Source organism: Tatumella ptyseos ATCC 33301, from assembly GCF_000735525.1.
Lineage (GTDB): Bacteria > Pseudomonadota > Gammaproteobacteria > Enterobacterales > Enterobacteriaceae > Tatumella > Tatumella ptyseos.
The window spans coordinates 15798-41586 of sequence record NZ_JMPR01000035.1 but is presented as its reverse complement, the minus strand read 5'-3'; the positions used below and the strand labels follow the sequence as shown (position 1 = coordinate 41586).

The following is a 25789-nucleotide window of genomic DNA, read 5'->3' as shown; positions in this document are numbered from 1 at the left end:
TTCAGAACTGCAAGTGTTCTGCGCGTACTATCATTGCCATGCCGGATGCAAGCTGAACCCGAACACCCTCTTTTGATACTTCAAGGACAGTGGCATCCATTGCGTTTTGCCCGGCCTTGACTTTAATTGGCTGGCCTGCGTGCAATGCAGAAGTATCTGTTACCGGTTTCAGAGGCGCTGCAGCCGGTTTGGCTGAACGAGGGGTAGCAGATTTTTTTGCATTATCGCGGGGTTTCCGCGGCGCATCAGCGGAGGAAGTCGCGCGCGGAGCTGCTTTACGTGGCTTACGGGGTTCGCTGGTTGCTTCACCATTTTCTGCTTTACTGGCCCGCTGCTGTGCGCGGTGCGCCTGCACACGGGCTTTGGCTTCTTCCAGCTGTTTACGTGCGTGCTCGACATGTTGCTCATCAAGCTCTCCGCAGGCGTTTCCATCCAGGTCAACGCGTTTCGCACCCGCTTTGATACCGTGCAGGTAACGCCAGCTGGAGGTATATAAACGTAGTGCTGAACGCAGCCGGGTTTTACTTATCTGCGACTCTGCCGGGACACGTTCAACAATATCCTGAAAAATACCGATTTTCAGGGGCTTCGCTTCACCTTCAATGCAGAAACATTGAGGGAAACTCTCGGCCAGGAAGGCGATGACTTCTTTACTGCTATTCAACTTAGGTTGATTTTCCATGAAATTTCCTGATTACAACGGTTTTGCCGACCAACGCGGACATGAACAGGCGTCATTATAATGACAACGTTGCTAAATGCTATGCATCCTGTCAATTAGCTGTCGTTCTGTTGCAAAAATCTTTCAATTTCTGTCCCCGGCAGGGCCGCTGACAGGCTTTCAGCCAGCTGATGCAGCCCTTTTTCGTCGTCCGCATCGAAACGGTCATATTCCGTACTATCGATATCCAGTACCCCGATGACCCGGCCATTAACGGTCACAGGTAATACAATTTCAGAGTTACTGGCAGCATCGCAAGCTATGTGGCCGGCAAAAGCATGCACATCCGCCACCCGTTGAACCGCATTTTCGGCCACCGCTGTGCCGCAAACACCCCGGCCGACAGGAATACGCACACAGGCAATTTTCCCCTGGAACGGTCCAAGTACCAGTGTGTCAGGTTCACTCAGCAAATAAAATCCGGCCCAGTTAACCCCTGACAACCGCTCAAACAGTAAGGCACTGCAGTTTCCCAGCAGGGCCAGGAATGATGTTTCTCCGGAAGTCAACGCGTTGAAATCCCGGTTAAGCTCATCATAAAATGCTTGTTTGCTCATATACCAACCATATACATTAACAAATTATTACTTTCTTCCGTATGTTTCTGAATAGCACAAAAACATACACAGGCATAATGAATCAATAGCAGAGTTACTATACTCTTAGCAATCCGTTGTCCGGGAAATCTCTTCACTATCGTCCGCTGTAATATAGCAGACTGCCCCTGGGATAATTCAGGATTTTTAACAACTCCACCGGATAACTATAAATTTCGTTTATGAAAATTAACACAATCAGGCCGGTATTATCGCATAGCGCCGTCCACCGGTGCCCTCAATGTGATCTGGTTTTCAACCTGTCACCGCTAAATGCCCACGAAACCGCTTACTGCCCCCGCTGTATGGCAAAGATAGTCAGTGGCAATGCCTGGCCTCTCTCCCGACTGGTGATCCTGGCGATTGCCATGATGATCCTGATGCCGTGTGCTTTCAGTTGGCCACTGATCAGCATCCGTTTGCTGGGCATGAATATCAATGCCAGCGTGCTCGGGGGGATTTATCAAATGGTCTCTGCCGGCAATGTCCTCACTGCCGCCATGGTGACCTTCGGTGCTATCGGTGCACCGGTCACACTGGTGCTGGCCATCTTTTATCTGCTCATCGGTCACTGGCTTGGCATGAATCTTCGGCCGGTATTACTGATGCTGGAAAAGCTGAAAGAATGGGTGATGCTGGATATTTACCTGGTGGGGATCGCTGTCGCGGCGATTAAGGTACAGGACTACGCGGCACTGACTGCCGGCTACGGGTTAGCCGCATTTATTACCCTCACTGTACTGAGCCTGCTGACCTTGATCAATCTGAACCCGCAGTCACTGTGGCAAACATTTTATCCGCAGAAGGCCGTGGCTGCCGCCCCGGAGAAAATTATTGTCTGCCTGCATTGTCATTTCAGCGGATTACCGGATGACCGTGGCCGTTGTCCTCGCTGCCATACCCCCCTGGATAAACGCCGGCCTCACAGCCTCCAGAAAACCTGGGCTGCACTGATTGCCTCGATCATTCTGCTGTTTCCGGCCAACCTGTTACCGATATCGGTTATCTATCTGAATGGCTCTCAACAGGCAGATACCATTTTTTCCGGTATTTTATCCCTCGGGGCCGGAAACTTCCCGGTCGCCATGGTCGTGTTTATTGCCAGTATTCTGGTACCGTTCAGCAAAGTATTAATCATGATTTCCCTGCTGCTCAGTATTCACTTCCACTGTGTTCAGGGCCTGAAAACACGGATCCGCCTGCTCAGAGCAATCAAGTGGATTGGTCGCTGGTCAATGCTTGATCTGTTTGTCATTTCACTGACCATGTCACTGGTGAACCGTGACCAGCTTTTAGCTTTTACTATGGGGCCGGCTGCTTTCTATTTCGGCTCCGCCGTTATTCTTACCATACTGGCCGCCGAATGGCTTGACAGTCGATTACTCTGGGATGCACATGCAACAGGAAACGCCGAATATGCCGATTAATTCAGCGGTGACAAAGAAACGTAAGCTCTCCCCCTTTTGGTTATTACCGGTCGTTGCTCTGCTGATCACCGGCTGGTTACTGTGGCAAAACTACCTGCAGCGGGGAACCACCATCACCATCAACTTCCAGTCTGCGGACGGTATTGTTCCCGGACGCACCCCGATACGCTATCAGGGGGTGCAGATTGGTACGGTCGAGGGGATCGTCCTGAGCGATGACTATCGCACTATCCGTATTCGTGCCAGCATTAAGAACGATATGAAAGATGCACTACGTCAGAATACGAAATTCTGGCTGGTCACGCCGCAAGCCTCACTCGCCGGGGTTTCCGGGCTGGATGCTCTGGTCGGCGGGAACTATATCTCGATGATGCCGGGCAACGGTAACCGCCAGGACAACTTCACGGCTCTGGACTCCCAGCCCCGCTTCAGTACAAATACCTCCGGGTTATTACTGCATCTGAATGCGCCGGATCTCGGTTCACTCTCTATTGGTTCTATCGTCTATTACCGGAAAATCCCGGTCGGTAAGGTCTATAACTACAGTATTAACAACGGCAACCAGGGTGTGGTTATCGACCTGCTGATTGATCGCCGGTACAGTTCATTGGTGAAAAAAGACAGCCGTTTCTGGAATGTGTCCGGCGTCGATGCGAGCTTCAGCCTCAGTGGCGTTAACGTGAAAATGGACAGCCTGCCGGCACTGATTAACGGAGCCATCGCCTTTGATTCACCGTCCGACAGTCAGCCTGCAATTACCGACGATCGTTATCAGTTATATCCGAACCTCGCGCAAAGTCACCGGGGCGTGAAAATTCAGCTGGATCTGCCGGACGGGGACAACCTGACGGCCGGCTCCACCCCGTTAATCTATCAGGGGTTACAGGTCGGTACGTTGACCCGTCTGAACCTGGCAGACCCGCAACATGTCAGCGGAGAGCTGATTATCGACCCATCCGTGGCCGGACTAATGCGCAGTGAAACCCGTATCGAATTGCACAGCCCGAAAATCGGCCTGACAGACACGTCTCTCAGTAGTCTGTTGACCGGGGATACTCTCGAACTGGTCCCCGGGGGGGGCCAGCCACAGTCACGTTTCAGTGTCTATCCCGCTACACAAACTCTGATGCATACCCCGGGCAGCCTGAACCTCCGTCTGAAGGCCTCTGACAGTTATGGTATTGCTCCGGGCCAGCCGGTAGTACTGAATGGCGTCACTATCGGTACGGTATCCGAACGTCAATTGACCAATGACGGCGTCAGTTTTATCGTCTCAATCGCGCCGGATTATCGCCGTTTTGTCCACGGCAACAGTAAATTTGTTGCCGACAGTCAGATCCGTGTCAATGTGAGTCCGGACGGGATCCGGATGGTAGGCGCGACACCGGGTCAGTGGCTGCAGGGAGGCATCCGGCTGGAAGCGGGTGACCGTGGTGAACCCTTATCCGGGTATCCTTTGTATGCCGATGCCGGTAAAGCCGACGAGGGCATCACCGGAGACACCCCTTCGACGACCCTCACCCTGACCGCCAGCAGCCTGCCGGATATCCAGGCAGGATCGGTCGTACTTTATCGCCGTTACCAGGTCGGTGAAATTGTCGCTGTGACGCCACATGCGAATAACTTTGAAGTCGCAGTACATATTTCTCCGCCCTACCGCAACCTTATCACACGGGATACGGTGTTCTGGGCTGAAGGCGGTGCCCGGGTGCAGATCAATACCAGCGGCATTACTGTACAGGCCACCCCGCTTAACCGGGCGCTGAAAGGTGCTATCAGCTTTGATAATATGCCGGGGGTAGTGCATCAGCCCGGGCAGTCCCGCACCCTTTTCCCGTCAGAGACAGCCGCCCGCGCCATCGGGAGTCAGATCACTCTGAAAACCTATGATGCCAGTAAGCTTTCCAACGGAATGCCCATCCGTTATCTGGGGATCACTATCGGCCAGATAGAGTCACTGTCGCTGAGTGCCAATAACAATCAGGTGCTGGCAAAAGCCGTACTGTACCCCGAATATGTGAATGATTTTGCCAGAACCGGCAGCCGGTTTTCGGTGATCAGCCCGGAAATCTCCTCCACGGGGATCAGTCACCTGGATTCCCTGTTACAGCCTTACGTTAACGTGGAACCGGGCAAAGGCGCATCAGTGCGTACTTTTGAACTGCAGCAGTCAACGATCACCGATTCCCGCTACCTGAACGGTAAAACCTTCTTCGTCGATGCGCCGGAGGCCGGATCGCTGACCATCGGTACGCCTATCCTGTTCCGTGGGGTAGAAGTTGGTACCGTCACCGGTATCTCGCTGGGTGCCATGGCCGATCGCGTACAGATAGCAATGCGTATCAGCCAGCACTACCAGTATCTGGTACGCAATAACTCCATCTTCTGGCAGGCTTCCGGCTATTCACTGAATTTCGGTTTAACCGGCGGCGTGGTGAAGACCGGGACGTTCCAGCAGTTCATCCGCGGTGGCATTGAATTTGCTACTCCGCCCACGGTCCCCCTGGCACCGGAAGCCACCGCGAATAAGCATTTCCTGCTGCTGAATGAGGCACCGAAGAACTGGCAGCAATGGGGAACAGCTCTCCCCCGCTAAGCCGGTGTCATGATAACGGGAAGCGTGACTTCCCGTTATCATGCTACACTGCCGCATTATTTTCTGACGGAACTCCGCTGTGTCCGATTCATCCCTTTTTTTACCCGACGATTTCCTGAGCCAGATGCAACAACTGCTGGGTGACGGGGCATCTTTTGAAGACTTTAAAACCTATTGCCGGTTACCTCTGCGCCGCAGTCTCCGCGTCAATACGTTGAAAATTTCTGTCGACGCATTTCTTTCTAAAGTCGCCGGGTATGGCTGGCAGCTGACGCCGATCCCCTGGTGTGAAGAAGGTTTCTGGCTCACCCGTGACGATGAATCCCTGCCTCTGGGCAGTGTGGCTGAACATCTGAGCGGACTGTTTTACATCCAGGAAGCCAGCTCGATGCTGCCGGTCTCCGCACTGTTTGCCCATTGCGAACACCCTCAGTCCGTTATCGATATGGCTGCCGCCCCAGGTTCCAAGACCACACAGATTGCTGCCCGGATGGGCGAAGAAGGCATGATCCTGGCGAATGAATATTCGGCCAGTCGGGTCAAAGTATTGCACGCCAATATCAGTCGCTGCGGCGTCACCCGTGCAGCCATTACACATTTTGATGCCGCCGTTTTCGGCCCGGCCCTGCCGGAGTATTTTGATGCTGTGCTGCTGGACGCTCCCTGCTCGGGCGAAGGCGTTATCCGTAAAGATCCGAAAGCCCTGAAAAACTGGAGTCCGCAGAGTTGTCAGCAAATTGCTGACACGCAGCAGGGTCTGCTGGAAAGTGCTTTCCAGGCCCTGAAACCGGGAGGAACCCTGGTTTATTCAACCTGTACCCTGAACCGGCTGGAAAACCAGCAGGTGATTGGGTCGCTGCTCGCCCGCTATCCGGAAGCGGTCGAGGTTATCCGGCTCGATACCCTCTTCCCTGGCGCTGAACAGGTCGCCACACCGGAAGGTTTCCTGCACGTTTTCCCGCAGGTATTTGACAGCGAAGGTTTCTTTGTTGCCTGCCTGCGAAAAACCGGCAGTGTTCCGAAACTGCCGGCTCCTGGCTATAAGGTCGGTAAATTCCCGTTTACGCCATTATCCCGTCAACAGGCCGAAGAAGTCCGTCAGCGGGCGGCCGGGTCCGGATTACACTGGCCGGCAGACCTGGAACTCTGGCAACGGGATAAAGAAATCTGGTTATTTCCGCAAGCTACCGTGCCCCTGTTTGGCCGGATCCGCTTTTCACGCATTGGTGTCCGGCTGGCAGAAACCTTTGCAAAAGGTTACCGATGGCAGCATGAGGCGGTTATTGCGCTGGGGAACCCTGACCATGCGCAGGTCTACGCTTTCACTGATGAAGAAGCCGAGGAATGGTATCGGGGACGGGATATTCATCCTGACGGTCCGTTACCAGGTAATGAAATGCTGGTGATGCATCACGGACAGCCACTGGGTCTGGTTAAAAAAGTCGGCAACCGGATTAAAAACAGCTATCCGCGGGATTTGGTCAGAGACGGACGTTTATTCCGTTAAGAGAGCGAAAAAAAAGACCGGACACAACTCCAGTGACCGGTCCAGGGAAATGGCTCAGAGAGCCGTGCGCTAAAAATGATGAGCGATAACCGATGGCAGTTGCATAGGTTAGTATCAGTAATACTAGTTCAGATCCTGATAATTTCCAGCGCCCCCCTTTTTCAGGCTCTCTGCCGCAGCAGATTAATGGCCGCAAAGCCCGCTGGCTTTATCAATCAGCGGTTGCAGGCTCATTTTTTGCCCGCTGTGTGCTTTATCATCCAGCACCAGCGGCGCAATAGATTCCCCGCTCGCCAGTCCCTGACTGACCTTCTGCTCCGCTTTTGCATTCAGGGGATAATTCATCAGTGTTGACGGGTTAATCGCAAACAGTGCCCCGTCTTTTTCACACGTCAGCATGATTTCTTCGCGGTTTAATGGCCAGTTCGCCTTTCCGGTCTCAAAACGACTCACGGTAATGACCTGAGTCGCCAACACAGGCGTGCTTAGTGCCAATAGCAGCCAGGGTAATTGTTTCTTCATTTCAGTCTCAGCCTTTAATAACACGTAATAAAACAGGATCAGTCTGGTGACAGTGTAGCAAACAGACTGACGACCGCGATGGCTCCCGTAGCCAGCAAAATTTCTGCCTGCGTCAGACGAATAAACATACGGCGACTCTCTGCCGGGAATTGCCTGAACCGGGGAACCAGCCGGTAACGATTAAGTAATGCCAGTGTTACCATGCCCGCCACCAGCACACTTTTCAGGATCACCCCGGATAACCAGAACGAAAAATGTCGGGGAATACCGGCGATCAGTAAGGTGTTGCACAAGCCGGTCAGCAGCACCAGCGCAACCGCCCAGTGACCCGAGCGGGAGAATTTCATCATAGTGAGAATAGCGGTGTTATCTTTAGGATCCCGCTGCCCCTGCTTCATCAGCACCCGGAGCGGATACAAGCCGCCACACCAGAAAGCGGCGGCAATCACATGAAGACTCTGGCTGGCTTCTCCTGCCACGCCTCGCCAGCCATCATGCATCGCCGCATGGCCTGTCATCGCCGTCAGGAATAGTTGCAGTAACTGACTTAGCAGCAGGGGATAACGGACAGTCTCCCCGCCGACCCGTAGCAGCATGAAAGACACCGCCGCGAAGGTCATTTCCGGCAACCAGGCATGGCCAAAGCGCGTGCCGGCAACCGCTACCCAGAGTTCAGGTTGTCTGATGGCCGCCGTGTCACCGCTCATCATGATGGTCTGTAACACAAACAGGGCGATGGCAGAAAACAGAGCTGTGCCGGCGCTGACCCGCAAGGCTGACGATAAACGGTTCCACAGGCGGTTTCTGTAACCGGCCGGTGTCAGCAGCATCAGATACATCAGACAGCCAGTCAGCAGGAACAAACTGCTGAAATGGAAAAATCGTAGCGAAATGTATAAAAAATCAGTCACTATCACTCCGGATCCCTGGAGTAAGGATGTTATGATAATCTGACTGCATCAACGGATTGAATTCGTTATGACTGCCTGACACGTTGATCCCCTGAGGTAATTTGCAGCCGGTACGCCGGTTTTCGTCAAGAATACGCTGCAGACCGAAGGGTGTCGAGATTGCCGCAAGCCGGAAAGGGTTGATTGCCCCGCCAGAAAGCATTATTTTTGCGCCTGATAACATGGAGTCTATGATGAGCTTTAATTTAGCCCTGCTCAGTGCAGAAGAAAAAGATCAAATTAATACGGATTTAGCGGCGTCCGGTGTGGCGTTTAAAGAGCGTTATAATATGCCGGTAGTTGCAGAGATTGTTGAACGGGAACAGCCGGAGGCCCTTCGTGAGCGTTTCCGCCAGCGGCTGGGTGTTTATCGTCAGACATCGCTGACCCTTTCCCGTCTGCCTTATGAACCGAAACAGAAAAACTGATGTTCAGAGTCATCGATACTGAAACCTGTGGATTAGAAGGCGGCATTGTTGAGATTGCGTCGATAGATGTTATCGACGGAAAGATCACGAACCCGATGAGCGACCTGGTCTGTCCTGACCGGCCAATCAGTACCCGGGCCATGGCTATCCATCGTATCACCCCGGCAATGGTGGCCGGAAAGCCGTATATCGAAGATATCATCGGCCGCTATCAGGGAAGCCCCTGCTATGTGGCACATAATGCCAGTTTTGACCGCCGGGTGCTGCCCGAAATGGGTGGCGAATGGCTGTGTACGATGAAAATGGCACGGCAGCTCTGGCCGGGCCGAAAATACGGTAACCAGGCCCTGCGCCATAGCCTGCAACTGGAGGTGACGCCACCTGCGGAATTGCATGCCCACCGGGCACTGTATGACTGTTATGTCACCGCCGCACTTCTGCTGCGCATCATGGAAGAGTCAGGCCCGGAGATTACTGCCCTGCGTACGCTGTGCCAGCCAGCTTCCCGGGAAGCGAACCCCGATATTTTCCCGTTCGGGAAGTATCGGGGTCAGCCGGTCGCCGTGATCGCACGTAAAGACCCGGGGTATTTACGCTGGATGCTGGATAACCTGAACGACCTGCGCCCGGAGTTTCGCCAGACGCTGCAACGTTACCTGAAAGGACAGCCCTGAGCCCTCAGTGGCCCAGGGAGCCATCCGCCAGTCCCAGCAGGAATGCCATTTCCATCGCGATATCTTCATACGCTTTGTAACGCCCTGATTTCCCGCCGTGACCGGCCTCCATATCGGTGAGAAGTAATAACAGATGGTCATCCTGTTTAACCTCACGGAGTTTTGCTACCCATTTGGCCGGTTCCCAGTATTGCACCTGAGAATCATGCAGTCCGGTGGTCACCAGCAAATGCGGATAACTGGCGGGGACAATATTGTCATACGGGCTGTAAGCACGGATCGTCGCATAATCTTCTGCCCTGTTCGGATTACCCCATTCATCATATTCACCGGTGGTCAGCGGAATACTTTCATCCAGCATCGTCGTCAGCACATCGACAAACGGTACCTGTGCCACAACGCCGTGATAGAGTGACGGAGCCTGATTGATCACCGCGCCCATCAGCAACCCTCCGGCACTGCCGCCCATGGCGTAACACCGGGTGGGATCACCGTAGCCCTGCGCCAGCAGTTGCCGGGTTGCGCCGGTAAAATCGCTGAAACTGTTTTGTTTATTGGCCAGCCGGCCGGCATCATACCAGGCCTGCCCCAACTCCCCGCCGCCACGGATATGCACCAGGGCATAGACAAAGCCCCGGTCCAGCAGACTCAGACGACTGCTGCTGAAATCTGCATCCATACTGCTGCCATAAGCCCCGTATCCGTAGACCAGTAACGGATTTTTCCCCGGGGAGAACAGGGATTTCCGATAGACCACAGAGACCGGAACACGGCAGCCATCTTCCATCGTCAGCCACAGATAATCGCTTTGATACTGTTCGCTGCTGAAGCCTTTAACCACCGTTTGTTTCAGGACCTGACGTTCCCCGCTGTCCAGATCCAGCTGATAGGTGGTGGCCGGCGTGGTCATTGACGAGTAACCGTAACGTAATTGTGAGGTTTCCGGTGACGGGTTATACCCAAGCCAGGCCACCCGGGTAGGGTCATCGAAGGTTACTTCCCGCGTTTCGTCACGAAAGCGGTGATACTGTGTCAGGCAGCTGAGGCCATTTTCACGTTCACCGGTGACCAGCCAGTCACGGAAGATCTGAAAATCTTCCAGCACCCGATGATCCCGTGCAGGCAGCAAGGTTTGCCAGTGCGACTCCTGCGGAGCCGTCTCTTCTGCCATAAAGAGCGCAAAGTTTTTCCCCGCTGAGTTTGAACGGATATAAAAATGGTTCTGATAGTGGTCGAGGTCATACTCGTGATCTTCCCTGCGTGGCAGGAAGCAACGGGCAGCACCGGACGGCTGTCCGGCGTCCACCAGCCAGATCTCACTGGTCGTCGTACTATCAATCACAATTTCGATAAAGGCTTCGGAGGTGGTTTTCCCAAGACTGACATAGAAACTGTCGTCCGATTCCTCATAGACCAGCTGGTCATCGGTGACCGGGGTGCCGGTCTCATGACGCCAGACCTGCCAGGGCAACAGCGTCCCGGGATCCTGCCTGACATAGAACAAGGTTTTGCCGTCATTTGCCCATACCAGCGAAGGAGATACTCCGGTCAGCACCTCCGGCAGCCAGCAATTCTGCTGTAGATCATACAAACGGATCTCATACTGACGTCGTGACAGATAGTCTTCAGCCACTGCCATCAGGCGGTTATCAGGGGTAATATCCAGCGCACCGAGACTGTAAAACGGATGATTTTTTGCCCGCTGGTTACAGTCAATCAGACATTGCCAGTCCGGCTGTAACCCCTCTTCATCGGCAGCACGAAACCACAGGGGATATTCGCCCCCTTTCTCGTAACGCTGCTGGTAAAGATAACCGTTCTTGCGGTAAGGCACTGAGTGATCCTTCGGCGGGATCCTGGACACCATTTCTTCGTACAGCGTCTGCTCCAGTGGTTCCACCGGAGATAGCTGCTGCCGGCAATAATTGTTCTCCGCCTGCAGATAGGCGATAACGTCAGGATCAGCGCGCTCATCATCCCTGAGCCAGTAGTAATCGTCCACACGTGTTTCGCCATGAAGCGTCATGGTATGGGGGTGTTTCGCTGCTTTAGGTATTGTCATTTTCTTTTCCTGGTCATCACAATCTTATGGCCTATCCACCGGAGGCTGCTATTCAGGGCCATGCGTAGGATACCGCCCGACAGGACATTGATGGCGTTACGCTGAATCGTCTGCGGGTCAGTCAGGTGTCTCTGTCATACTACGTGATCATGTCACTACGCCACCTGACACACCTGCCCCTCTGCTGCTGAATGTAACATTATAAAAAAGAAATCGCCCGTTAATGCCAGCGCAATCGTTTTCGTTTATACTGCCCGCCGTGTTTATGATCAGATTTAATGGGTGGAACAATGGTAACTCTTGGCACGGCACTGCGTCCTTCAGCTACGCGCGTAATGTTATTAGGTTCAGGTGAACTGGGAAAAGAAGTGGCACTGGAATGCCAGCGACTGGGAGTCGAAGTGATTGCCGTGGATCGCTACCCGGATGCCCCGGCCATGCATGTGGCGCACCGCAGTTATGTCATCAATATGCTTGATGGCGTAGCTTTGGCAGAGATTATCGCCAAAGAGAAACCGGATTATGTGGTGCCGGAAATTGAGGCTATTGCTACCGATACTCTGCTGGAACTGGAACAACAGGGACAGCGTGTGGTGCCGTCGGCACGGGCTGCAAAACTGACAATGAACCGTGAAGGTATTCGTCGTCTGGCGGCAGAAGAGCTGCAACTGCCCACCTCCGGTTACCGCTTCGCCGACAGTAAAGAGACCTTCTTTGCCGCAGCAGAGGACATCGGGTTTCCCTGTATTGTTAAGCCGGTAATGAGTTCCTCCGGTAAAGGCCAGAGCTTTATTCGTGATGCTTCCGGGCTTGAAAAAGCCTGGGAATATGCACAGCAAGGTGGCCGCGCCGGCGCCGGACGGGTCATTATTGAAGCCGTTGTCGCCTTTGATTTTGAAATAACGTTACTGACCGTTCATGCGGCAGACGGTATCCATTTCTGTGACCCTATCGGTCACCGTCAGGAAGACGGCGATTACCGTGAGTCCTGGCAGCCTCAGGCGATGAGTTCTGCGGCCCTGCAACGTGCACAGACCATTGCAGCATCCGTGGTAGAAGCCCTTGGCGGCTATGGTCTGTTCGGTGTGGAACTGTTTGTCTGCGGTGATGAGGTTATCTTCAGTGAAGTCTCTCCGCGGCCACATGATACCGGTATGGTAACACTGATTTCTCAGGATCTATCAGAATTCGCCCTGCATGTTCGCGCGTTTCTCGGCCTGCCGGTAGGAGCTATCCGCCAGTACGGTCCGGCGGCCTCGGCCGTGATCCTGCCGGAACTGAACAGCCGGGATGTGCGTTTTTCCGGAGTCGATCAGGCCCTGTCTGCCGGCGTGCAATTACGATTATTCGGTAAACCGGAAATTGCCGGCCGGCGTCGTATGGGTGTGGCACTGGCCTGTGCAACTACAGTTGAAGAGGCCGTCAGCAGAGCCATTGCTGCCGCCGGTAAGGTGACAGTGAACGGCTGACCGGCTATACCTCAGTACACCCGGCCGGAGATCTCCGGCCGGAACCTCCCCTGCCCCTTTATGCTTTGTCACTCAGACGGTTTTTCAGGGGAAGAAAGTCACAGCGCTTGTCAGAAGGCGATCCCGGCCCCGAGATTAACGCTGCTAAACGTTTTCGTCTCTCCGGAGATCTTCGGACGGGCCACATCATAAGACAGGTCGAGGACAATAGGGCTGAGAGGATTAATTTGTGTGCCCAGGCTTATCATCGGGACTGTTGAACGGCTGGTTTTATGGAACATATAGTTCATCCCCCTGTTCACCGGGGCAATAAATACATTCGCCCAGTTGACAGTCGTTTTATTGAAAGTGGCACCGGCCTGGGCATAAATACTGAAAAATTCATTAAACCGCCAGGCGGGCCCTACAAGTAAAGAATATTCCCGGATCCGGGTTTCTCTTGCATAGGACTGATTCAGGCTATTGTGTTCATAATACGTCGTAGATTTCAGGTAACTGGCTGAAGCAATGACGCTGAGGGGAGAGTTCCATTCATAGCGATATTTCAGGTTCACGCCCTTCAGATTATTTAAATCCGCTACCTGAGCGCCGGTATAACCCAGCGTAAAGCTATGGCGTCCAGCCGTTGCTGGCATGCTGATCAGGATGCCGGTCATCAGCATCAATAGCACAAAGTATTTTTTCATTCGTAATCATCCATAATCCTGAATTTTTCAGACCCGAACTTCGGGTTCCCTGCAATATCCGTGATTGCTGAGGGACTCATATTGGGAACAGTTGAACCGGGAGCTCACTGAAAATCCCCGTATTCCGCCCCGCATAACGCGCAATCTCTGCATTGCAGACAGTATATAAAGTTATCATTGGAAGTCATTAGCCTGACTGCTAATAAATTTTGAACTGGTTTGCAAAAAACCGGATTTCTCTCCGTTTATTCCGTCAGCGTATGGCCGTAAAACAGCGGCCCCCGTTCAGTGTGCAGGCCAGGGGGTAAATGATAAGGTGCCCTGATACCTGTCGATACCCGGAGACTGACCTGCCATGCTTCAGATTAATACACCCGGGGCTGCGGCAAAAAACTGCGGAAAATACCCCCGTTCCGGGGATAAAAACGGCCTGCAGAGCAGGCCGTCAGGGATATCACACTTAGCAACGGGAGTTATTCAAACTCGTTCCACGAGCGTCCGTCACGGGTGATCATCGCGACTGAAGCGACCGGCCCCCAGGTCCCTGCCTGGTAAGGCTTCGCACTGTCGCCATCGGTTGCCCAGGCATTGATGATAGAGTCAACCCAGGTCCATGCAGCTTCCACTTCATCACGGCGTACAAACAGCGCCTGAATACCCCGCATGCTCTCCAGCAGCAGGCGCTCATAAGCATCGGCCAGGTGAGATTCGTTGAACGTCTCTGAGAAGCTGAGATCCAGTTTCGTGGTCTGCAGTTTATGCTTGTGATCCAGACCCGGAACTTTGTTCAGGATCTCAATATCCACACCTTCGTCCGGCTGCAGACGGATCGTCAGTTTGTTCTGCGGAAGCTCTGAATAGGAATCTTTAAACAGATTCATTTCCGGGTTTTTAAAATACACCACGACTTCAGAACACTTAGCCGGCAGACGTTTACCGGTTCTCAGGTAGAAAGGTACACCCGCCCAGCGCCAGTTATCGATATCAACACGGATGGCAACAAAGGTCTCTGTGCTGCTGGTCTTATTCGCACCCTCTTCTTCCAGGTACCCTGGTACCTTTTTGCCCTGTACAAAGCCCGCCGTGTACTGACCACGGACCGTTTTCTCACGCACGTTGCTTTGATCTATCTGGCGTAACGAACGTAATACTTTGACTTTCTCGTCACGAATACTGTCCGCACTGAGATCAGATGGCGGAGACATGGCAATCATGGTCAGGATCTGCAGCAGATGGTTCTGGATCATATCGCGCATCTGGCCGGCTTTATCAAAATAGCCCCAGCGCCCTTCAATCCCTACCTCTTCAGCGACCGTGATCTGTACATGATCGATAGTCCGGTTATCCCAGTTGTTAACGAAGATGGAGTTAGCAAAGCGCAGCGCCAACAGATTCAGTACCGTTTCTTTGCCGAGGTAATGGTCAATACGGAAAACCTGGCTTTCATCGAAATACTCGCCCACGCTGTCGTTGATTTCACGTGAGGTCTCCAGTGAAGTCCCCAGCGGTTTTTCCATCACAACCCGTGCCGGTTTAGCATTCAGTTTTGCCTGGCCCAGCCCCTGACAGATGGCACCGAAAGTTCCCGGTGGCATCGCGAAGTAGTTGATGGTGACACGTTTTTTCTGGTCGAGCATTTTACCCAGACGGGAGAAATGTGCGGCATCATTCACATCCAGATTACAAAAGTCGAGACGACTGCTGAGTTTATCCCACAACTCTTCATCGATTTTTTCTTTCATAAACGTTTCCAGTGCTTCACGCACCACGGCGATATACGCCGCTTTATCCCAGTCAGCACGGCCTACGCCAATAATGCGGGAATCGTCATGGATCTGACCGGCTTTTTCCAGCTGATACAGGGAAGGCAACAGTTTGCGGCGTGCGAGATCGCCTTTGGCACCGAAAATGACCAGATCACATGCCTGGGCCTGATGGGTTACCGCCATTCTACTCTCCTCATTGCAGAGTTACCGTCACGGTCTGCTGATAGTGCCGGTCTCTTTTCACTTTTAATTTATTTGCGTGACACTGTACTTCTTTTTAGGCCATCAGGTAAATACACAGAAAGTTACCTGGTGTGAGTACGCCCGGCCAGCCAGACTATATTAACACACTGACTGTACAGAGAATTAGCTAACGTACAGTGTAGACGGTGATAACAACCTATTCTTATATCAGAGTTTACCACCCGGCGTGCCGGGTGACTGCAAATGAAACAGTGTTATTCCCTTTTTAAATAATAGACGATGACATTCAACCAGGAGAAAATCACCGATATTTCCCCTATGTTACCGCCTGTTTCGTCCATATCGTCCTCTATCTGCCGATATGTTGCAGCGCATCAAAGAAGTCACAGCGAAATGGCGTTGATATGGATATAAGAATACTGTGCGGGATTTTAACAAAATACCAACATTTAAGCATTAAACAGCACTTCCGGATCAGCCAGCATGTCATCCGGTGGTCTGGCGCAGTCCACTTATGCTGATTTATTCGCCAACGGAGTCGTTCATGTCAAGACGTCTGAGAAGAACCAAAATTGTTACTACCCTCGGCCCCGCCACAGACCGCGAGAATAATCTGGAGAAGATCATTGCTGCCGGCGCTGATGTTGTGCGTCTTAATTTTTCTCATGGCAGCGCCAGCGACCATCAGACCAGAGCGGATAACGTCAGAGCAATCGCCCGTAAACTCGGCCGCCATGTGGCCATTCTGGGGGATCTTCAGGGCCCTAAAATTCGTATATCGACCTTTAAAGAGGGCAAAATCTTCCTGAATATGGGTGATAATTTTGTGCTGGACGCCACGCTGGAGAAAGGCGAAGGCAATCATCAGCAGGTCGGAATCGATTATAAAGGCCTGCCACAGGATGTGGTGCCGGGAGATACTCTGCTGCTGGATGATGGTCGCGTACAACTCGAAGTGACACAGGTTAACGATGTTCAGGTTGTTACCCGCGTGACCGTCGGTGGCCCGTTATCAAATAATAAAGGGATCAATAAACCGGGAGGCGGGCTTTCCGCTGCGGCGCTGACGGAAAAAGACAAAGCCGATATTCATCTGGCGGCCCTGATCGGTGTCGACTATCTGGCGGTGTCGTTCCCCCGTACCGGCGAGGATTTACGCTACGCCCGCCAGCTTGCGGAAGCCGCGGGATGTGATGCGCGGATAGTGGCAAAGGTTGAGCGTGCTGAAGCGGTTGCAAGCCCTGAAGCGATGGACGACATTATTCTGGCGTGTGATGTCGTGATGGTAGCCCGCGGCGACCTGGGAGTAGAAATCGGGGACCCTGAACTGGTCGGCATTCAAAAAACACTGATCCGTCGGGCGCGTCAGCTTAACCGGACCGTCATTACGGCCACTCAGATGATGGAATCGATGATCACAAACCCGATGCCGACACGCGCAGAAGTTATGGATGTTGCTAATGCAGTGCTGGATGGCACCGATGCCGTGATGCTCTCTGCAGAAACCGCCGCGGGGCAGTATCCGGCGGAAACCGTCAGCGCGATGGCGAATGTCTGTCTGGGCGCGGAAAAGATCCCCAGTGTGAATGTCTCCAAACACCGGCTTGACGTACAGTTTGATAATATCGAAGAAGCCATTGCGATGTCAGCGATGTATGCGGCTAACCATCTGCGGGGAGTAACGGCCATCATTACCATGACCGAATCCGGCAGAACAGCCCTGATGACCTCCAGGATCACCTCCGGGCTGCCGATTTTTGCGATGTCCCGGCACGCTAAAACACTGAGCCGGACAGCGTTATACCGTGGAGTGACACCGGTAGCGTTTAAGAGCTATACCGATGGCCTGGCGGCGGTGCACGATGCCATCACTCTGCTGCGTGACCAGGGTTATCTGATGTCCGGTGATTTAGTGATTGTGACCCAGGGGGATGTGATGGGGGCGAGCGGAACGACAAATACCAGCCGGGTACTGCGGGTCGGGTGATCCCTGCTGTCGTGCTCCACGGAAAATGGTGTCCGGGAGCACGACCCCCTGCCCGCAGGCTCAGGCAGGGTTATAAATCCTTGCGGACATAAGGTTCAATATCCCCTTCCTGCCGTGTTTTCAGCAGTTTCAGTATCCAGGTATATTGTTCCGGATTCGGACGGACAAAAATCTCAACTTCTTCGTTCATCCGGCGCGCCAGCGTTTTATCATCGGCATCCATCAGATCATCCATCGGCGGGCGTACATAAATATCCAGCTGATGGGTTTTTCCGTTGTAGACAGGGAATAACGGGACGACCCGGGCACGGCAAACTTTCATCAGTCTGCCTATCGCGGGAAGAGTGGCTTTATAAGTCGCAAAAAAATCCACAAATTCACTGTGTTCCGCACCGTGATCCTGGTCCGGAAGATAGTATCCCCAGTATCCCTGACGTACTGAACTGATAAACGGCTTTATTCCGTCATTACGGGCATGCATCCGTCCGCCGTACACCCTGCGCAGACGGTTCCAGAGATAATCCATCAACTCGTTTTTCTGATTATGAAACATCGCGGCCATTTTCTGGCCTTCAGAGGCCAGCAGCATGGCCGGAATATCCACGCCCCAGCCATGCGGTACCAGAAAAATGACATTCTGTTGCTCATCTTTCATCTGACGGATGATTTCACGACCGTGCCACACGACCCTTTTGCGGATAGTTTCCGGGTTTTTGATTGCCAGTTCGGCCATCAACACCATCGCCTGAGGGGCTGTCGCAAACATCCGGTCGATGACCTGCTCACTCTCCTGCTCAGGAAGTTCCGGCAGGCAGTACTGCAGGTTAATACGCGCCCGGCGACGGGCGCTTTTCGCTACCCTGCCGACCCATTTCCCCAGCGTGCCGAGCACAGGGTCGCGCACTTTCACCGGCAATAATGCCATGAGGGCTAAAGCGGCAATCGCCAGCCAGTTTCCCCAATAGACAGGTTTCAGAAATGCCGGTCTGAAAACCGGGATAAATTCTTTCGCGTTTTTCTTATCATTCTTCATGCACTGACCTCTGTTTTGACGGGCTTATGATAGTGCTGAAGGGATTATTTGCAATATTCATCTGCATAAATGAAAAAAGCCGGGTAAAAATACACCGGCTTTTCAGAAACTCACTCCGTCAGTTCAGGGTAAGACGCGACTGCCAGTCTTTAACCTGTGCCAGATAGGCTTTGCGGGATTGGCCGCTCAGACCTTCCATTTCCGGCAAACGCGCGGTCAGCGGGTTCACCGCCTGATTATTGATCCAGACCTCAAAATGCAGATGCGGACCGGTCGACCGTCCGGTATTGCCCGACAACGCAATACGATCCCCGCGTTTCACTTTCTGACCAGGTTTCACCAGCAGACGGCTAAGATGCATATAGCGGGTCATATACTGTCTGCCATGACGTAAGGCAATATAATTGCCGGCAGCTCCGCCGTTCTTAGCCACTATCACTTCACCGTCACCGACAGCCAGTACCGGTGTCCCTACCGGCAGGGCAAAATCAACCCCCCGATGCGGCGCGATACGCCCGGTAACAGGATTCACCCTGCGTGGATTGAACCCGGACGAGACACGATATTGTTTTACCGTCGGAAACCGCATAAAACCGCGGGCAAGCCCCGAGCCGGTACGATCGTAATATTTGCCATCATCGGCACGGAATGCATAGTAATCTTTACCTGCCGAACGCAGACGAACACCGAGTAACTGGCTCTGCATCGATTTCCCGTCCAGGTTTTCACGGGATAACAGAATACTGAACTTATCCCCGGCACGCAGCTTACGGAAATCCAGCTGCCATTGCAGTGCCTTGACCACCGCACTGGCTTCGGCCGGGCTTAGCCCCGCACTCTGTACACTGGCACCGAAACTGCCCCGGACAGCGCCCTGCACGACAGTATCCTGCCAGACACCTTGCTGGACGGAAGGCGTCATGGTAAAGCCCCCACGACCATCCCGTACATAATTACGGGTTTCCCGGCGGGAAATTTCCCAGTCCAGAGACTGTAACTGACCGTCAGCATTCAGCGACCAGCTCAGGTTTTGACCAATATTCAGCGTTCGCAGGCCCTTATCACTGGCGACCAGCGCATTGACATCCTGCAGGTCAATACCATATTGATTAAGTACACTGCTGAGTGTATCACCCGATGAAACGGTATATTCACGGGTCGTCGGGACATCATTGTCCTCCGGGGTCTCCGGCGGAACATCCTCCTCCGGGACCGGAGTATTATGATCTATCGGCTCACTGGCCTCCGGTAACATGGTACGTAACCGGCCAGCATCGTTTTCGATATTACTGACAATTGTTTCTGCAGCATCACCCTGATCCTGGTGATAAAACGGCGGCCGCCAGACGGCGATAGCCAATGTCACCACGGTCAGCGACCCCAGAATAATACGATGGGGACGCGACAAATTATTAAATGCCAGGGCGACAGAGCGGGCAATCGGTTGCACTTATCTGATTTCCTTCTATGCTCCTTTCAGGCAGCTCTCATACTGGCCGGACAATTGTGACAGGAACCTGACGTAACTGTCTTGTGTCAGCCCGATACCCATACCCAGGGGATCCAGCGTGCCTTTGCGGACTGAGGTTCCTCTGGCTACCGCATCAATGACGGCTGGCCTGAATTGTGGCTCAGCAAAAACGCATACCGCTTTTTGCTCAACCAACTGTGTTCTTATTTCATGTAATCGCCGGGCTCCGGGCTGAATTTCCGGATTCACGGTAAAGTGCCCCAGCGGTGACAGGCCAAAGGTGTGTTCAAAATAACTGTACGCATCATGAAACACAAAATAGCCTTCCTGCGAAACCGGTAACAGGCGCTGACGGATTTGTATATCGGTCTGCGCGAGTTGTTCCCTGAATAATTTCAGATTCGCATCCAGTTTGTCTCTGCGATCCGGCATAAGTTCCGATAATTTATCGTGAATAGCCACTGCAGATGCCTCAGCAATCTGCGGAGACAGCCAGATATGCATATTATATTCACCGTGATGGTGATGACTATCAGAGTTCTCCCGGCCAGCCTCCCCGTCGTCATGCTCATGATGGTCGTGGTCGTGTTCTTCGTCTTCATCCCCTTTGATCAGGCGACTCTGCACGGACGGTAACGCCGTCAGTTGCAGATTATTGACTGCCGGCAGGGATGCCGCCACCGGGGTAATGAAACTCTCCATTTCCGGCCCCACCCAGACCACTAAGTCTGCATTTTTTATACGTTTTACGTCAGAAGGTCGCAGTGCATATTCATGCTCAGATGCCCCGTCCGGTAACACCACGTCAACCGGGGTCACCCCGTCAGCGATGGCCGCCGCAATAAAGCCCAGCGGACGGATTGAAGTGACTACTGCACTGTTGGCGATCGCCGGTAGAAATGAGCCGATTCCGGCAGCCAGCAGTACCGGTAAATATCGCCGCTTAAAATGTAACATTTTAATTCAATCCTTCGTAAAAACGTAATAATGTGTGATATTATAACATAATGCTTCTGTTGCAAACTGTAAATTCTATGTCTGCCTTAGTCGCACTGGATAATATCTCTGTGTCTTTCGGACCTCGTAATGTGCTCAGCCACATTTCATTGTCCATCGCTCCCGGACGAATACTGACCCTGCTGGGCCCTAATGGTGCAGGTAAATCGACACTGGTTCGTATTGTGCTCGGCTTACTCACACCGGATGAAGGCAGGGTAACCCGGAGTCCGGGGTTACGTATCGGTTACGTGCCACAAAAACTGCATATCGACCCGACATTACCGTTGAATGTCACCCGTTTTATGGCGCTATCGCCGGGCGTCAGCAAATCTGAAATAATGCCCGCGCTGGAACGTGTTCAGGCAGGCCATCTGGCCCGTTATCCGTTACAGAAACTTTCGGGGGGAGAAATGCAGCGGGTATTGCTGGCCCGTGCCCTGCTGGGCAATCCGCAGTTACTGGTACTGGATGAGCCGACTCAGGGCGTGGATGTGAATGGTCAGGTCGCACTCTATGACCTGATCAATCAGTTACGGCAACAGATGAACTGCGGTGTACTGATGGTTTCTCACGATCTCCACCTGGTGATGGCCAGAACCGACGACGTCCTTTGCCTGAATCATCACATTTGCTGTTCCGGCAAACCGGAGGTCGTTTCACAGCATCCTGAGTTTATTGCGATGTTCGGACCGCGTGGTGCGCAGGAACTGGCCATTTACCGGCATGACCATAATCACCGCCATGACCTTCGTGGCAGGATCGTGCTGAAAAAAGGGAAGAATAACTGATGCTGGAATTACTGCTTCCGGGCTGGGCAGGAGGCATGCTGCTGGCATTGGCCGCCGGCCCGCTCGGCTCTTTCGTTGTCTGGCGCAGGATGTCCTATTTCGGGGACACGCTCGCCCACGCCTCATTGCTGGGCGTCGCGTTTGGTTTACTACTGAATATTAATCCGTACTACGCGATTATCGCGATCACCCTGCTGCTGGCGCTGTTGCTGGTACTGCTGGAATACCGGCAGCACCTGGCTATCGACACTCTGCTGGGTATTATGGCACACAGCTCACTTTCGCTGGGTCTGGTAGTCGTGAGCCTGATGTCGAATATCCGCGTCGATCTGATGGCCTATCTGTTTGGTGATTTACTGTCGGTAACTCCGCAGGATCTCTGGCTTATCGGTAGCGGTGTGGCGGTCGTGGTGGCTATCCTGCTCTGGCAATGGCGCTCGCTGCTGTCAATGACCCTCAGCCCGGAACTGGCTCAGGTGGACGGCATTAATTTACAACGTTGTCGCTTGCTGCTGATGCTGGTCACCGCACTGACTATCGGGGTGGCAATGAAGTTTGTCGGGGCCTTGATTATCACCTCATTACTGATCATTCCGGCAGCGACTGCCCGCCGGTTCGCCCGTTCCCCGGAACAAATGGCAGGTTATGCCGTACTTTGCGGGATGCTGTCGGTTACCGGGGGGATGGCATTTTCAGCAAGTTATGATACGCCTGCCGGCCCTTCGGTGGTGCTCTGTGCCGCCGCCCTCTTTGTGCTGAGTATGATGAAAAAAACGGCCAGCTAAAGCTGGCCTGCCGGCGTTTCTTCGCCGGTTATCAGGTTTCATCCCGCACAATATTAAAATGGCGATAAGCATGTTGTGTCGCCATTCTTCCCCGCGGCGTACGCTGAATAAACCCCTGCTGGATCAGATAAGGCTCAATCACATCTTCGATGGTTTCACGCTCTTCACCAATCGCTGCGGCCAGGTTATCCAGCCCGACCGGGCCGCCGGTAAATTTATCGATAATCGCCAGCAGTAACTTCCGGTCCATAAAATCGAACCCTTCGCTGTCAACATCCAGCATATCCAGTGCGCTGCCGGTGACGGTACCGCTCATCTCACCGCCGGCTTTCACTTCAGCATAATCCCGCACCCGGCGTAATAACCGGTTAGCAATACGCGGTGTTCCCCGCGCGCGGCGGGCAATTTCCAGGGCCCCTTCACTGCTCAGCGGTAATCCGAGGCAGGCCGCGCTGCGACTGACAATATGCTGCAGATCACTGACCTGATAAAATTCCAGACGCTGCACGATCCCGAAACGGTCACGTAACGGCGAAGTCAGTGAACCTGCCCGCGTGGTTGCACCAATCAGGGTAAACGGTGGCAGGTCAATCTTGATCGAACGTGCTGCCGGACCTTCACCGATCATAATATCCAGCTGATAGTCTTCCATGGCCGGATACAGCACCTCTTCCACCACCGGGGAAAGCCGATGGATCTCATCGATAAACAGCACATCGTGAGGTTCCAGGTTGGTTAGCATCGCTGCCAGGTCACCGGCTTTTTCTAATACCGGCCCGGAGGTCGTCCGCAGATTGACACCCATCTCATTGGCGACAATGTTGGCAAGCGTGGTTTTCCCAAGCCCGGGAGGTCCGAAAATCAGCAGGTGATCCAGTGCATCATTACGCATTTTGGCGGCCTGGATAAAAATTTCCATCTGCTCGCGAACCTGCGGCTGCCCGACATATTCTCCGAGTAATTTAGGCCGGATAGCACGATCCAGACTCTCTTCTTCGCTCTGAGGTGTCGCAGAGATCAGACGGTCAGCATCAATCATAACGATCCTTATATCGCAGCACGTAATGCTTCACGGATTAATGTTTCACAGTCAGCGCCCGGCTGACCCACTTTACTGATCATACGGCTGGCTTCCTGAGGTTTGTAGCCCAGCGCTACCAGTGCCGCCACCGCTTCTGACTCCGCATCGTTGTTATCCGCAGGTGCCGACGACGGTGCCGATAATTCAAACGGTGTTTCACCGGAGAACAGGTCCCCGTGCAGGCCTTTAAAGCGGTCTTTCATCTCCACGACCAGACGTTCAGCCGTTTTCTTACCGACCCCCGGAAGCTTGACCAGGGCACCAATTTCCTGATGCTCAACCGCCTGAACAAACTGTTGTGCCGACATACCGGAAAGGATAGCCAGAGCCAGTTTCGGTCCGACGCCGTTCACCTTGATCAGTTCCCGGAACAGGGTCCTCTCCTGCTTGCTGTTAAAGCCGAACAGCAGCTGTGCATCTTCACGTACCACAAAGTGGGTAAAGATAGCGGCTTCCTGATGCAATTCCGGCAATTCATAAAAACAGGTCATTGGCATATGGACTTCATAGCCGACACCATTGGCTTCAATCAGCACCAGTGGTGGCTGTTTTTCCAGAATAAGACCCCGCAGACGACCAATCACTGTGTATATCCTTTTATTATCTTCACTGAACAGGGTTATAACATAAAAAAGGCTGGATGAATATCCAGCCTTAATCACTGATAAGCGGCGTGCTTAGCGTAACCTTCCCCTCGCCATCAGCAGAGGATTATCGCTGACCCGCAGGCTGTTCTGACTGATATGGCAATGGGTGATGGCTATCGCCAGTGCATCGGCGGCATCGGCTTGCGGATTCGCAGGCAGTTTCAGCAGGTTACGGACCATATGCTGAACCTGAGATTTTTCCGCTGCACCGGTGCCGGTGACGGTTTGCTTCACCTGCCTGGCTGCATATTCAAATACCGGCAGCGCCAGATTGACCGCCGCCACGATAGCGGCACCCCGGGCCTGCCCCAGTTTGAGGGCTGAATCTGCATTCTTCGCCATAAATACCTGCTCTATGGCGAAGTAATCCGGGGAGAACTGCGTAATAATCTCGCTGACTCCCGCATAGATAAGCCGCAGTCTTTCCGGCAACTCAGTCGTATTGGTTCGGATGCAGCCACTGCCAAGATAAGTGAGTTGTCTGCCGGTCTGGCGGATAACCCCGTACCCGGTGATCCTCGACCCCGGATCGATACCCAGAATTATCGCCATACACTCTCTCGTCCAGTCAAACTGTCTGACCGGTTACAGCGTCGCCGCAACCTCATCAGAAATTTCACCATTATGGTAAACTTCCTGTACATCATCACAATCTTCCAGCATATCGATCAAACGCAGCAGTTTAGGCGCAGTCTCGGCATCCATATCCGCTTTGGTTGATGGGATCATAGTGACTTCAGCACTGTCTGCGGTCAGACCGGTAGCGTCCAGTGCATCACGGACTTTCCCGAGTTCTTCCCAGGCCGTGAATACATCAATAGCTCCGTCATCGTAGCTGACAACGTCTTCCGCACCGGCTTCGAGCGCCGCTTCCATCACCGTATCTTCGTCCTGGCCCGGAGCATAAGAGATAACCCCTTTCCGGCTGAACAAATAAGCGACAGAGCCGTCAGTGCCCAGGTTTCCGCCGGTTTTGGTAAAGGCGTGACGGACTTCGGAGACCGTGCGGTTACGGTTATCACTCAGACATTCCACCATAATCGCACTGCCACCCGGACCATAACCTTCATAAATAATGGTTTCCATGTTGGCGTTATCTTCACCACCGGCACCCCTGGCGATAGCACGATCCATGGTGTCACGGGTCATGTTGTTGGATAATGCTTTATCCATCGCCGCACGCAGACGCGGGTTAGAGGAAGCATCAGCCCCCCCCAGTTTGGCTGCGGTTACCAGCTCGCGGATAATCTTCGTGAAAATTTTACCACGTTTAGCATCCTGAGCCGCTTTACGGTGTTTGGTGTTAGCCCATTTACTATGTCCAGCCATATTAATTCTCTCACTATCTCGTTATTAGATAATCGGGTACAGCACGCTCTGCACAGCTACG

General features: G+C 53.2%; 23 protein-coding genes. 9 read left to right on the top strand and 14 right to left on the bottom strand.

From position 1 onward, the window contains the following. Position 1 precedes the first annotated feature (1 nt). A complete protein-coding gene (gene proQ / locus GTPT_RS10025; RefSeq protein WP_025903007.1) occupies positions 2-682 on the bottom strand; it encodes an RNA chaperone ProQ in 681 nt (226 codons plus the stop codon). Positions 683-777: 95 nt separating this feature from the next. After that, a complete protein-coding gene (locus tag GTPT_RS10020) occupies positions 778-1278 on the bottom strand; it encodes a GAF domain-containing protein (RefSeq protein WP_025903006.1) in 501 nt (166 codons plus the stop codon). A gap of 221 nt (positions 1279-1499) precedes the next feature. Between GTPT_RS10020 and yebS the strand changes: the two genes are divergently transcribed. From yebS to rsmF, 3 genes are all read left to right on the top strand, one after another. After that, positions 1500-2744, top strand: coding sequence for a membrane integrity lipid transport subunit YebS (gene yebS, locus GTPT_RS10015; RefSeq protein WP_029990155.1), 1245 nt, complete (start codon positions 1500-1502; stop codon positions 2742-2744). Continuing rightward, positions 2713-5340 (top strand): PqiB family protein, encoded by a 2628-nt coding sequence (locus GTPT_RS10010; protein WP_025903004.1) that lies wholly within the window; start codon positions 2713-2715, stop codon positions 5338-5340. Before yebS ends, GTPT_RS10010 begins: the two co-directional genes overlap by 32 nt. A gap of 79 nt (positions 5341-5419) precedes the next feature. Continuing rightward, complete coding sequence (gene rsmF / locus GTPT_RS10005; protein WP_029990153.1) at positions 5420-6847, top strand: 16S rRNA (cytosine(1407)-C(5))-methyltransferase RsmF; 1428 nt, start codon at positions 5420-5422, stop codon at positions 6845-6847. Positions 6848-7030: 183 nt separating this feature from the next. Here the strand turns inward: rsmF and GTPT_RS10000 are convergent, their stop codons facing one another. Beyond that, entirely contained in the window at positions 7031-7369 is a 339-nt protein-coding gene (locus tag GTPT_RS10000; RefSeq protein WP_025903002.1) for a DUF2511 domain-containing protein, read from the bottom strand. A gap of 38 nt (positions 7370-7407) precedes the next feature. Continuing rightward, positions 7408-8280 (bottom strand): copper homeostasis membrane protein CopD, encoded by an 873-nt coding sequence (gene copD, locus GTPT_RS09995; RefSeq protein ID WP_051170733.1) that lies wholly within the window; start codon positions 8278-8280, stop codon positions 7408-7410. Positions 8281-8513: 233 nt separating this feature from the next. On the opposite strand from copD, the gene GTPT_RS09985 reads away from it, so the two are divergent. After that, entirely contained in the window at positions 8514-8747 is a 234-nt protein-coding gene (locus GTPT_RS09985) for a DNA polymerase III subunit theta (protein ID WP_025902999.1), read from the top strand. Then, positions 8747-9421 carry an exodeoxyribonuclease X gene (exoX, locus tag GTPT_RS09980; protein ID WP_029990150.1) on the top strand — a complete coding sequence of 225 codons (675 nt, stop codon included), beginning with the start codon at positions 8747-8749 and terminating at the stop codon, positions 9419-9421. Before GTPT_RS09985 ends, exoX begins: the two co-directional genes overlap by 1 nt. A gap of 4 nt (positions 9422-9425) precedes the next feature. Here the strand turns inward: exoX and GTPT_RS09975 are convergent, their stop codons facing one another. After that, positions 9426-11483 carry a S9 family peptidase gene (locus GTPT_RS09975; RefSeq protein ID WP_029990149.1) on the bottom strand — a complete coding sequence of 686 codons (2058 nt, stop codon included), beginning with the start codon at positions 11481-11483 and terminating at the stop codon, positions 9426-9428. A gap of 290 nt (positions 11484-11773) precedes the next feature. Between GTPT_RS09975 and purT the strand changes: the two genes are divergently transcribed. Next, positions 11774-12952: a formate-dependent phosphoribosylglycinamide formyltransferase gene (gene purT / locus GTPT_RS09970; protein ID WP_025902996.1), complete on the top strand. Its 1179-nt coding sequence runs from the start codon at positions 11774-11776 to the stop codon at positions 12950-12952. 110 nt (positions 12953-13062) lie between these two features. On the opposite strand, the gene GTPT_RS16745 is transcribed toward purT, so the two are convergent. Continuing rightward, positions 13063-13638, bottom strand: a complete 576-nt coding sequence (locus GTPT_RS16745) for an Ail/Lom family outer membrane beta-barrel protein (protein ID WP_051170732.1) — start codon at positions 13636-13638, stop codon at positions 13063-13065. Positions 13639-14111: 473 nt separating this feature from the next. Then, positions 14112-15587, bottom strand: coding sequence for a glucose-6-phosphate dehydrogenase (gene zwf, locus GTPT_RS09960; protein WP_025902994.1), 1476 nt, complete (start codon positions 15585-15587; stop codon positions 14112-14114). 565 nt (positions 15588-16152) lie between these two features. Between zwf and pyk the strand changes: the two genes are divergently transcribed. Beyond that, entirely contained in the window at positions 16153-17595 is a 1443-nt protein-coding gene (pyk, locus tag GTPT_RS09955) for a pyruvate kinase (protein ID WP_029990147.1), read from the top strand. 70 nt (positions 17596-17665) lie between these two features. Here pyk and lpxM read toward each other — a convergent pair whose 3' ends face one another. The 3 genes from lpxM to znuA all read right to left on the bottom strand — a co-directional run bounded on the left by lpxM (position 17666) and on the right by znuA (position 21056). Then, on the bottom strand, positions 17666-18628 hold the full coding sequence (gene lpxM / locus GTPT_RS09950) for a lauroyl-Kdo(2)-lipid IV(A) myristoyltransferase (RefSeq protein WP_029990146.1): 963 nt from the start codon (positions 18626-18628) through the stop codon (positions 17666-17668). Positions 18629-18746: 118 nt separating this feature from the next. Next, the gene (mepM, locus tag GTPT_RS09945; RefSeq protein WP_025902991.1) at positions 18747-20078 is read right to left on the bottom strand and encodes a murein DD-endopeptidase MepM; all 1332 of its coding nucleotides are present in this window, start codon (positions 20076-20078) and stop codon (positions 18747-18749) included. A 15-nt stretch (positions 20079-20093) separates the two neighbouring features. Beyond that, positions 20094-21056: a zinc ABC transporter substrate-binding protein ZnuA gene (gene znuA, locus GTPT_RS09940; protein ID WP_025902990.1), complete on the bottom strand. Its 963-nt coding sequence runs from the start codon at positions 21054-21056 to the stop codon at positions 20094-20096. Positions 21057-21133: 77 nt separating this feature from the next. On the opposite strand from znuA, the gene znuC reads away from it, so the two are divergent. Continuing rightward, the gene (znuC, locus tag GTPT_RS09935; RefSeq protein WP_025902989.1) at positions 21134-21886 is read left to right on the top strand and encodes a zinc ABC transporter ATP-binding protein ZnuC; all 753 of its coding nucleotides are present in this window, start codon (positions 21134-21136) and stop codon (positions 21884-21886) included. Continuing rightward, positions 21886-22671 (top strand): zinc ABC transporter permease subunit ZnuB, encoded by a 786-nt coding sequence (gene znuB, locus GTPT_RS09930; protein WP_029990145.1) that lies wholly within the window; start codon positions 21886-21888, stop codon positions 22669-22671. Before znuC ends, znuB begins: the two co-directional genes overlap by 1 nt. Positions 22672-22702: 31 nt before the next feature. Here znuB and ruvB read toward each other — a convergent pair whose 3' ends face one another. From ruvB to GTPT_RS09910, 4 genes are all read right to left on the bottom strand, one after another. Then, entirely contained in the window at positions 22703-23710 is a 1008-nt protein-coding gene (ruvB, locus tag GTPT_RS09925) for a Holliday junction branch migration DNA helicase RuvB (RefSeq protein WP_025902987.1), read from the bottom strand. 8 nt (positions 23711-23718) lie between these two features. Beyond that, on the bottom strand, positions 23719-24336 hold the full coding sequence (gene ruvA, locus GTPT_RS09920; protein WP_025902986.1) for a Holliday junction branch migration protein RuvA: 618 nt from the start codon (positions 24334-24336) through the stop codon (positions 23719-23721). A 93-nt stretch (positions 24337-24429) separates the two neighbouring features. Continuing rightward, positions 24430-24951: a crossover junction endodeoxyribonuclease RuvC gene (gene ruvC, locus GTPT_RS09915; protein WP_025902985.1), complete on the bottom strand. Its 522-nt coding sequence runs from the start codon at positions 24949-24951 to the stop codon at positions 24430-24432. 33 nt (positions 24952-24984) lie between these two features. Continuing rightward, positions 24985-25728: a YebC/PmpR family DNA-binding transcriptional regulator gene (locus GTPT_RS09910; RefSeq protein ID WP_025902984.1), complete on the bottom strand. Its 744-nt coding sequence runs from the start codon at positions 25726-25728 to the stop codon at positions 24985-24987. Positions 25729-25789: the final 61 nt, after the last annotated feature.

Bases quoted from the DNA above. Each gene is read 5' to 3' on its own strand.
- proQ (WP_025903007.1), bottom strand. From the start codon at position 682: ATGGAAAATCAACCTAAGTTGAATAGCAGTAAAGAAGTCATCGCCTTC.
- GTPT_RS10020 (WP_025903006.1), bottom strand. From the start codon at position 1,278: ATGAGCAAACAAGCATTTTATGATGAGCTTAACCGGGATTTCAACGCG.
- yebS (WP_029990155.1), top strand. From the start codon at position 1,500: ATGAAAATTAACACAATCAGGCCGGTATTATCGCATAGCGCCGTCCAC.
- GTPT_RS10010 (WP_025903004.1), top strand. From the start codon at position 2,713: ATGCAACAGGAAACGCCGAATATGCCGATTAATTCAGCGGTGACAAAG.
- GTPT_RS10000 (WP_025903002.1), bottom strand. From the start codon at position 7,369: ATGAAGAAACAATTACCCTGGCTGCTATTGGCACTAAGCACGCCTGTG.
- GTPT_RS09985 (WP_025902999.1), top strand. From the start codon at position 8,514: ATGAGCTTTAATTTAGCCCTGCTCAGTGCAGAAGAAAAAGATCAAATT.
- exoX (WP_029990150.1), top strand. From the start codon at position 8,747: ATGTTCAGAGTCATCGATACTGAAACCTGTGGATTAGAAGGCGGCATT.
- GTPT_RS09975 (WP_029990149.1), bottom strand. From the start codon at position 11,483: ATGACAATACCTAAAGCAGCGAAACACCCCCATACCATGACGCTTCAT.
- purT (WP_025902996.1), top strand. From the start codon at position 11,774: ATGGTAACTCTTGGCACGGCACTGCGTCCTTCAGCTACGCGCGTAATG.
- GTPT_RS16745 (WP_051170732.1), bottom strand. From the start codon at position 13,638: ATGAAAAAATACTTTGTGCTATTGATGCTGATGACCGGCATCCTGATC.
- zwf (WP_025902994.1), bottom strand. From the start codon at position 15,587: ATGGCGGTAACCCATCAGGCCCAGGCATGTGATCTGGTCATTTTCGGT.
- pyk (WP_029990147.1), top strand. From the start codon at position 16,153: ATGTCAAGACGTCTGAGAAGAACCAAAATTGTTACTACCCTCGGCCCC.
- lpxM (WP_029990146.1), bottom strand. From the start codon at position 18,628: ATGAAGAATGATAAGAAAAACGCGAAAGAATTTATCCCGGTTTTCAGA.
- znuA (WP_025902990.1), bottom strand. From the start codon at position 21,056: ATGTTACATTTTAAGCGGCGATATTTACCGGTACTGCTGGCTGCCGGA.
- znuC (WP_025902989.1), top strand. From the start codon at position 21,134: ATGTCTGCCTTAGTCGCACTGGATAATATCTCTGTGTCTTTCGGACCT.
- znuB (WP_029990145.1), top strand. From the start codon at position 21,886: ATGCTGGAATTACTGCTTCCGGGCTGGGCAGGAGGCATGCTGCTGGCA.
- ruvB (WP_025902987.1), bottom strand. From the start codon at position 23,710: ATGATTGATGCTGACCGTCTGATCTCTGCGACACCTCAGAGCGAAGAA.
- ruvC (WP_025902985.1), bottom strand. From the start codon at position 24,951: ATGGCGATAATTCTGGGTATCGATCCGGGGTCGAGGATCACCGGGTAC.
- GTPT_RS09910 (WP_025902984.1), bottom strand. From the start codon at position 25,728: ATGGCTGGACATAGTAAATGGGCTAACACCAAACACCGTAAAGCGGCT.